General features: G+C 35.5%; 6 protein-coding genes. 3 read left to right on the plus strand and 3 right to left on the minus strand.

The window, feature by feature from the left end:
* Positions 1-325 precede the first annotated feature (325 nt).
* The 3 genes from V6C11_RS15335 to V6C11_RS15345 all read right to left on the minus strand — a co-directional run bounded on the left by V6C11_RS15335 (position 326) and on the right by V6C11_RS15345 (position 2,337).
* A complete protein-coding gene (locus V6C11_RS15335; protein ID WP_333532077.1) occupies positions 326-622 on the minus strand; it encodes a TIGR04104 family putative zinc finger protein in 297 nt (98 codons plus the stop codon).
* 117 nt (positions 623-739) lie between these two features.
* Positions 740-934, minus strand: a complete 195-nt coding sequence (locus tag V6C11_RS15340) for a phage holin family protein (RefSeq protein ID WP_333532078.1) — start codon at positions 932-934, stop codon at positions 740-742.
* Positions 935-2,133: 1,199 nt separating this feature from the next.
* A complete protein-coding gene (locus tag V6C11_RS15345; RefSeq protein ID WP_333532079.1) occupies positions 2,134-2,337 on the minus strand; it encodes a hypothetical protein in 204 nt (67 codons plus the stop codon).
* Positions 2,338-3,266: 929 nt separating this feature from the next.
* On the opposite strand from V6C11_RS15345, the gene V6C11_RS15350 reads away from it, so the two are divergent.
* From V6C11_RS15350 to V6C11_RS15360, 3 genes are read left to right on the plus strand one after another with little or no spacing between them, the layout of a single operon-like run.
* The gene (locus V6C11_RS15350; protein ID WP_333532080.1) at positions 3,267-3,821 is read left to right on the plus strand and encodes a tyrosine-type recombinase/integrase; all 555 of its coding nucleotides are present in this window, start codon (positions 3,267-3,269) and stop codon (positions 3,819-3,821) included.
* A gap of 39 nt (positions 3,822-3,860) precedes the next feature.
* The gene (locus tag V6C11_RS15355) at positions 3,861-6,092 is read left to right on the plus strand and encodes an ATP-binding protein (protein ID WP_333532081.1); all 2,232 of its coding nucleotides are present in this window, start codon (positions 3,861-3,863) and stop codon (positions 6,090-6,092) included.
* A gap of 29 nt (positions 6,093-6,121) precedes the next feature.
* Positions 6,122-7,333, plus strand: a complete 1,212-nt coding sequence (locus tag V6C11_RS15360; protein WP_333532082.1) for a hypothetical protein — start codon at positions 6,122-6,124, stop codon at positions 7,331-7,333.
* Positions 7,334-7,755 lie beyond the last annotated feature (422 nt).

The following is a 7,755-nucleotide window of genomic DNA, read 5'->3' on the forward strand; positions in this document are numbered from 1 at the left end:
CTCCTGCGAGGACAGGTAAAAGTACAGACTGAACTAATCTTGTTGGCTACTGCATTCAACATAAAAAAACTCCACAACAAGATCCGAGCCAACCGCTGTGGAGCATACTTACATATTCCCAAGGCCGTCTAAACAAAAAACGAAAAGTTATTCACAGGGGAAGGTCTTCCCTTGTTTTGTTGTGCCCAAATCGGGGCCTAAATGGTAAAATTCACTTTCGTAGATGTAATAATTTTTTATGTCACAAATAAAAATGGGGCGTGTCGCCCTACGTTTTCAATTGAACGTTTTGCGACAGCCCCATGATTGTGTGTAAATATAAGTATCAGGTATTATTTTCTGGATCCAATCTAGCTAGAAAAGGTGCTAATAGTATCAAGGAAATAAATATAATTATATATAATGCAAAATCTATGATTGGGTTAAGTTCGATTTTTTTTTCTATAGATCTTACAATAAAAAAATTTAACATTCCGGCTCCCGTAACACGCGAAAGTATATTAATTTTATAATCTTCTTTACATTCAGGGCATTTTATAGGTTTATAGCAAAGAAGTATTGATTTTAAAATATTTAGATATTTAAACTGATAAGAGCAATTCTTACATTTTACAATTGACATTATATTCCCTCCCTAACTAAAGTGATGACCTCCCTACATAGAAGACCTTTCTTTATCCAGGAAGGTTTCATAATATTATAGATTTATTTAAAAAACTTTTAGCTGTCGACAGACATTCTATTTAATTGATTTTGTTGATTGTAATTTTTCTAAGGATTTTACCAGAGATGATGGCAATGGGACCCCGATCTTACCCAAATTTTCCAAAGTACTTAATCCTTCATTTGCAATATAAAACCAAATAGTCATAGTTCTTAATAAAGGATCTTCTAAACCTGTAGTCTTGTCAAGCAGCTGACTCCCGAAAATCAAGCTACGAGATAATACCAGAGAAATACGTTAACAACACCATCATTACTCCGGCTGAGGCTTACCCTTGGCCTGAAAATGATTGTTTAATACAACACTACCCCTTGGAAACTCCTGCCGACGTTCCCGTTGAGATGATACCGCCGGAGCCAATATATCCTGGATTCCATGCCTTAAATGGAGAGGGGAGAGCAGGCCCGTAGGGGTTAGACCGCAATCACCTGTTCTTTGACAAGAGAATACTTACACCAACCGTAATCCCAAGCTGTGGCCTTAAATTCCCAGTAGGTGGATCTTAAATAGACCCGGTGGGGCATTGAACAAGCGTTAAGGGCCAACTAATAAAGTCCTGGTACTGGTCAAAAGTATCTGCAACATCTGGGTGATTAGGGCCTACTGTTGCAGAATCCAGGAATGGGCGGTACTATTATGCATTCTAAACCAACCCAGTAAATACAAGGGTTAAGGAGTAACAAACATGGATTAACTTCTCCTACCAAATAGGCACGTAGACTTCAACCAAAACACATTTGTATAGTTTATAGTGACCATGACCAACTACAAACTATAATCTTATCAATCGGCATATATCCGAAATGGTCACCTATGCTCGTTTTCGACATTGTTTTTACCTCTTGATAATTTATTACTTCTTTAAATTACACCAACCTAGTTATATCATTAACTAATAGCATTTCTATGCGAAGGTGGTATTAATTTGTAGTAAATGCGGTAACCTCATTAGGGCAAATTGAGTGCAGCCGGTGGAGGAATTCTTGGTGGTGTTGTTGGAGATAAAATGGGAATTGCTGCTCTGGGAACGGCTATTTCAGGTTTCATCCCCCTAGTTTTACACTTTGCCAAAATGTGTGAAGGAGAGTAAGGGGACCATTTTCAGGCCCGTAAAGGCGTTTATCGGGGGAAGGAGAAGGGTGTAACATTGCGACATCCTCCAGATCATATCAAATGCAAAAACCCAGGTAGAAACCCAGGGCAATAACTATCAAACTGCGGTAATGCTGGATTAAAGGCTCATGCACAAGATTCACCCAACTTCACCAACGGGTAAAGCCTGCCGTCCTTTCTGTGAGCAGCGACTTACGAAACAACGGATCGCAGTTCCTGAGCGATGCTAAGGAGCCAACCAGGCCACTGAACCAAGAGCAGAGCATAACTCTGCTTGGGCAGACTAGTATCTCTGGCTATAATGGCTTCATATATTGATAGCCCTCCAAAGCGACCTGTGAAGTGGCCGTAAGGTTGGCCCGATAGCGAGCCAGTGAACTGCCCGGTGTGAAGTCGGAGCGTGAACAGATTAGACGGACAGGCTTAGTAAAACCTACGAACGAAGGCTTAAAGGCAAACAACGCACCAGCCCTGGCAACATTAACCATTAGCCAGAACAAAGTACAAAACTCATCGTATTGGCACCCGCAGTGTGGCACCCCATAAGGAATACCCCAAATGGCTCTCTGCGCTGACCTCAGACGTAAAAGTCAGTGTGCTAAAGAAACCTGCCATGGCAAAAGGAGAGGTACCAGAAAACCGTAATTATTCCTTTGATAGCCTAAACCTACAGCACTCTGACGCGGTACCCGTGAGACCCAGACGAGAACACGGTTGGGAAGAGGCTGGAAAAAGCACTAGACCCTGACTAACTAGAAAACGAACATATCTAACTAACATCTTCACCGTGCGAAGATTTCGCTGACTAAGGCCGAAAACCAGGGGCTGCAGATAATATATCCTTTATTAACTAACGAATATATCTAGCAGCAACACCATCATTGATTGATAGAAATAACCCTAACAGTCGCTGGTGCAGGTGCTCGAAAAGACCCCAAAGTAATACCAATATTTTACAGACTCATGGATTAAGATAAGCCATAGCTAATATCTAAACTCGAACCTCCACAAACCCAGGGCCAGCGAAGCGTGTAATTGACCGATGCACCATGGATTAGCAGACACTGGCTAAAATAAACACCACCAAGAATGAAATCCAAGCTCCCATTAAATACTGGCAGCAGGTCAATGAAGGCCCGTTCTGTCCGGCGACAAAAAAATACAGAGTAAAAATACCCACTAATTAATGGAATTTCATTAATTAGTGGGTATTTTTATGTCGTGAATTTTTACGACATAAAAATATCTAATAAAATTATTTGCGACACAAAAGTATAGACCATCCGGTAAAATACATTACGATTTTGTAATTATTAAACATGAATTGATATGGTAGAAATTTATGAAAATTGGAAAAATATGTTGTAATTGTACCTAATTTATGGTATAATTTTCTTAATTAGAATTCTTTTTAGGAAAGGATAAACAAATGTCCTCTTGCTTAAAAATTATACATCCACACTATTTTTTAAAAAGTGAAGTTGATAGAATTCTTTTAGCAGTAAAAAATGACCCGAAATTATATATCTTTTGTAAGTTTTTGTGGAGAACCGGGGTAAGGGTTTCTGAAGCTTTGGATGTTACCCCTAAGGATATTGATTACATGAAAGGTGTAGTAGTTGTAAAGACCTGTAAACGCCGGAAAGATAGAAATCATAACAGAGAGATTCCTTTGCAGCAAGATTTAATAGATGATTTAAAGAAGTTTATTAAGTCACGTGCTATCTCAATAAATCAACCAATATTTCCATTTACAGGTAGAACTGCTTTTAATTACGTAAAAAAAGCCTGCAGTCAAGCAGACTATACGGACGATAGAAGTCACCCTTCAAGTTTTAGGCATAGTTATGCACTCCACTGTTTAATGAATGGACTAGCCATTAATGATGTTAATGAGCTTTTAGGTAATAGAGATATTAAAAAAACTATGATTTATTTAAAAATTATTCAGGAAAAAAAAAGCTTTAATAATATTGTGTGGTAACTTAAAGTTTCCTACATTGAAAAGAATGGAGATGATAGATTGAATTCAAAAATAAAGGTTAGCGGGAATATAATTAGCGAATTATCTGAAAAAATCCCATCTAATATCATCGCACTTAACGAATTATTAAAAAATTCGTATGATGCAGGAGCTCCAAAAGTAACTGTTATTTTGGATTCATCAGATAGGATACTGAAAATAGTTGATACTGGCTCCGGTATGAACAAAGACGACATAGACACTCTCTTTCATATCTCTACCAGTGCAAAGAAGTATGGACAGATCAACGAATATAATAGATATACCCAAGGAGCTAAAGGGTTAGGATTTTTATCTGTTTTTAAATTTGGAAGAAATGTTGAATGGAAAACGAGGAAAGAGAACGAAATTGGATACATTTTTAAAGCTAATTATAATTTACTTGTAAATACGAATGATATTTCGCAGTTTGAGGTTGAGGTTATTGAGGATGATACTATCGAAAAAGGGACGTCTATAACCATTTTTCTTGATGAATATAATGCGAAGTCTTTGGAAGGTTATTTTGAAATAGAAAGTAATTACAAAAAGGTTTTAAATTCATTCGATGATCAAACATTTGCAATTGAATTACAAATAAACGGAACGAATTACTTAAGTAGTAATACACCTAAACTAATTAGTAATGTTCCCGAGCATCAATTATATTATGTTAAATACAACAGTAACGATCAAAAAATAAAGTTTTTGTATAATAACTACGAAGCTTTAACTGAAGATTACTTGTTTGATTCTAAAGAATACAAATTGGACATTGAATTAGTTATATTTCACTTCCCACCCAATGGTAAGAAGAAGGTAGACAAGCTTTTCTTCAATCCACAAAACGACTTAGCACCCCTACTCTACGTTAATTCTAATTTATTTAACAATTATGATCTTTTTGATCCAAATATTATGAAAAATATTAAAACTCTATGGGTTTTAAATCAGATGATAGGATTTGTAAGAATTATTAGTGATAACCCTTTAATTAATTTCAACTCTGACAGAACACAGTTTTTACAGAATGAACTAACCGATTCAATAAAGAATTTTTTATCAGAAATAAATAAACGGATTCAGACCATTGGAGCCCTTAATAAAAATCATTTACTACAATTTAATTTTTTAACTGTATCAGAGTTACCTTCAGAGTGTAACAATTTCATTGATAGTGAAGAGTTTAGAAAATACATCAAAAATGATTTCCCATTCAAATCAGATGTTGCTATAGAACGTATAGCTAATAAAGTTAAGTATACGTTATTCGGTAAGGAAAAAGAGCTAAATATAAAAGCGTCTGTAGATGCCAGGGCGGGTACAGGTGCCGGAGCAGGTACGGGTGCCAAAGCAGATACAGGTGCCAAAGCCGACACAGGTGCCGAAGCAGATACAGGTGCCGGAGCAGATACAGGTGCCGGAGCAGATACAGGTGCCGGAGGTAATGGAGGGCAAAAAGGAAAATCTACAGTACCAGCGGTTATAAACTTAAATAGTAATGATGTTAAACTTGCCGTTCCTACAGGTCAAATAGACTTAAAACAATATATTGCTTCTATTTATGATAGTAGCTCAAATTTAGTAGCTAATGACTTAGCAATAATTAAATGTGACAGGATTGAAGTCAATAATGGTATACTTTCTAGTGTAACTGAACCGATCGAAAAATGCATTGAATATAGTTATAAGGATCTCAAGACGGGGTTAGTAGTAAAACAGCTGAATATGACATTTTATCGCCCAACTTCTAAAATCACTGGAAAAAACAAAGCAGAAAAACTTATTTCGTTGCCTTCCAAAGAGAATTATCAAATTAGTTATAACCAATCAGTTGCTAATCTTTTTAAACAGCTGAACAGTTTAGACTTAAAGGATTATTTAGAATTAATCGCCTGCTCGTTAAGAGCTGGATTCGAAATAAGTATAGATTCAATAAATAAGTCTAGCAAGTTTGGAACATTATTCAACAATGTCAAAGGTCTTGAAGATCGAGTTGTTAAAGTTATTGATTATATTCATAGCAATAAAAGATTTGTAACGGAGATCGCAAATTCTTCTAAAATTGATTTTAATAGCCTAAAAAATATCTTAGATGCTCAGCGGTTTCGTTCCGGAATATCTACAGCACATTTAGGAGCTCATAAAGCGGGGACTTATCTAACTGAAAATGACATTAAACAACTTGCAAACCTTCTTGGTGTTTTTGTTGTTGTAGTAAACGAAATGCTACAAAACAACAATATTACCTGATTAATAAAAATTGAGAAGAGGAATAACTAATGTTGGGAAATGTAGCTTTTAAGGAGTATAAAAAGAGTAATGATATTCACGGAACAGTATTATATCCAGCAGTTATGGTTGCACCTGTACAGAAAAGTATATTAAGCAATATTATAAATAATAATGAAATTTCATCCGTTTTTGATGCTTTTCATGGTTCTGGAACAGCACTATATGAGGCAATGGAAATATCACCGAATATGCACTTAGTAGGTTGTGATATTAACCCTCTTGCTAACTTAATAACAAAAGTCAAGCTACATGGTGTTAACTCCAATGTTTTTAACGATATTGAGCAGTTAAAAAAACTAATTAATGAGCCGAAACAAATATTCTCTTTGTCATTTCCATATATGGAAAAATGGTTTCGTGAAGATATCCTGGATACTTTATCTATTGTACGTTCGGCAATTATGCAAATCAATGATGATCAAAATAGATTATTTTTCTGGTATATGCTATGTGATGTTATTAGGAAGCATAGTAACACTAGAAGTTCGACTTATAAATTACATATTAAAGAAGAGGTTTCAATTCTAAGAATAGAAAACAATGTTATAAATAATTTTATAACTTCAGTTGAAACGAACGTTAATAAGTTTATGAAAAAATCGGATAATTTTATTTTATATAAGGGTGATATATTAAAAATTATGACGGGTATTGAAAATAGAGCGTTTGATATATCTATAACATCACCACCATACGGAGAAAATGCAACTACTGTTACGTATGGACAATTTTCAATGCTCCCACTACATATCATACCTAATCCGGACTTAGAATTAGAAGGATGGGAACTTGATAACTACTCGATAATCGATTCTTGTAGTTTAGGGGGAATGAATAGCGAAGCATTCTTAAACGAATATGAGCAAAATCTAATAAAGCCTTATTTGAATAAAATTTCAGTATCGAAGCACACAAAAATCACTCGCTTTTTTAGCGACTATTTTAAATTTCTCAAAGAACTATGCAGAGTTACTGATAAATATATTGTTTTAACTTTAGGTAATCGAACCGTTGATAGAGTACAAATTAACTTGACTGATATTTCGAGGGATTTTCTAGAAAGTCAAAAATTCCGCAATATTAATCAGATTCAGCGTGAAATTCCGGTAAAAAGAATGCCCAAAATCACCTCCATGGTATATAATAAGCCGGTTGCTTCTATGAACCACGAATATATAATAATTCATAGTAGAAATTAATTACCTTAAAGTATTTATTCAATTTATAATAATGCCACGATTTTTAACAAGGAATCCCAACAATCATAGAAAATTACTACAATGCACGAAAAGGCTCCTACGTAAAAACTGGTAGGAGTCTTTTTTTCTTTTGTAAGTGTGAAAAGGGGAGAGGGGAATCAAGCCCCCCTACCGTCAAAGCTTATATTAATCAATAGTAAATATTTTCTACCTGAATATTCCGGGGTGGCAGAGCCACCCTTTCTTCTCATATAGGGCCGACTGTTCCGTTATGGAGAGCCGGTAAGTTGATGGTGGGGCTGTCGCAGTAAGACAGCCCCTTAATAAAAAACAAAAGGCGGCGACTGGTAAATGCCAGAAGCCGTCTTTTATTGTAAAATATAAGTATGCAAACAAACATTTTACAGTCAGATTATACATTA

Source organism: Desulfotomaculum sp. 1211_IL3151 (assembly GCF_036763075.1).
Classification (GTDB): domain Bacteria; phylum Bacillota; class Desulfotomaculia; order Desulfotomaculales; family Desulfotomaculaceae; genus Desulfotomaculum.

What these genes read in the sequence shown, in the direction of transcription:
- V6C11_RS15335 (WP_333532077.1), bottom strand. Translation starts at nt 622, where the DNA reads ATGTCAATTGTAAAATGTAAGAATTGCTCTTATCAGTTTAAATATCTA.
- V6C11_RS15360 (WP_333532082.1), top strand. Translation starts at nt 6,122, where the DNA reads ATGTTGGGAAATGTAGCTTTTAAGGAGTATAAAAAGAGTAATGATATT.
- V6C11_RS15350 (WP_333532080.1), top strand. Translation starts at nt 3,267, where the DNA reads ATGTCCTCTTGCTTAAAAATTATACATCCACACTATTTTTTAAAAAGT.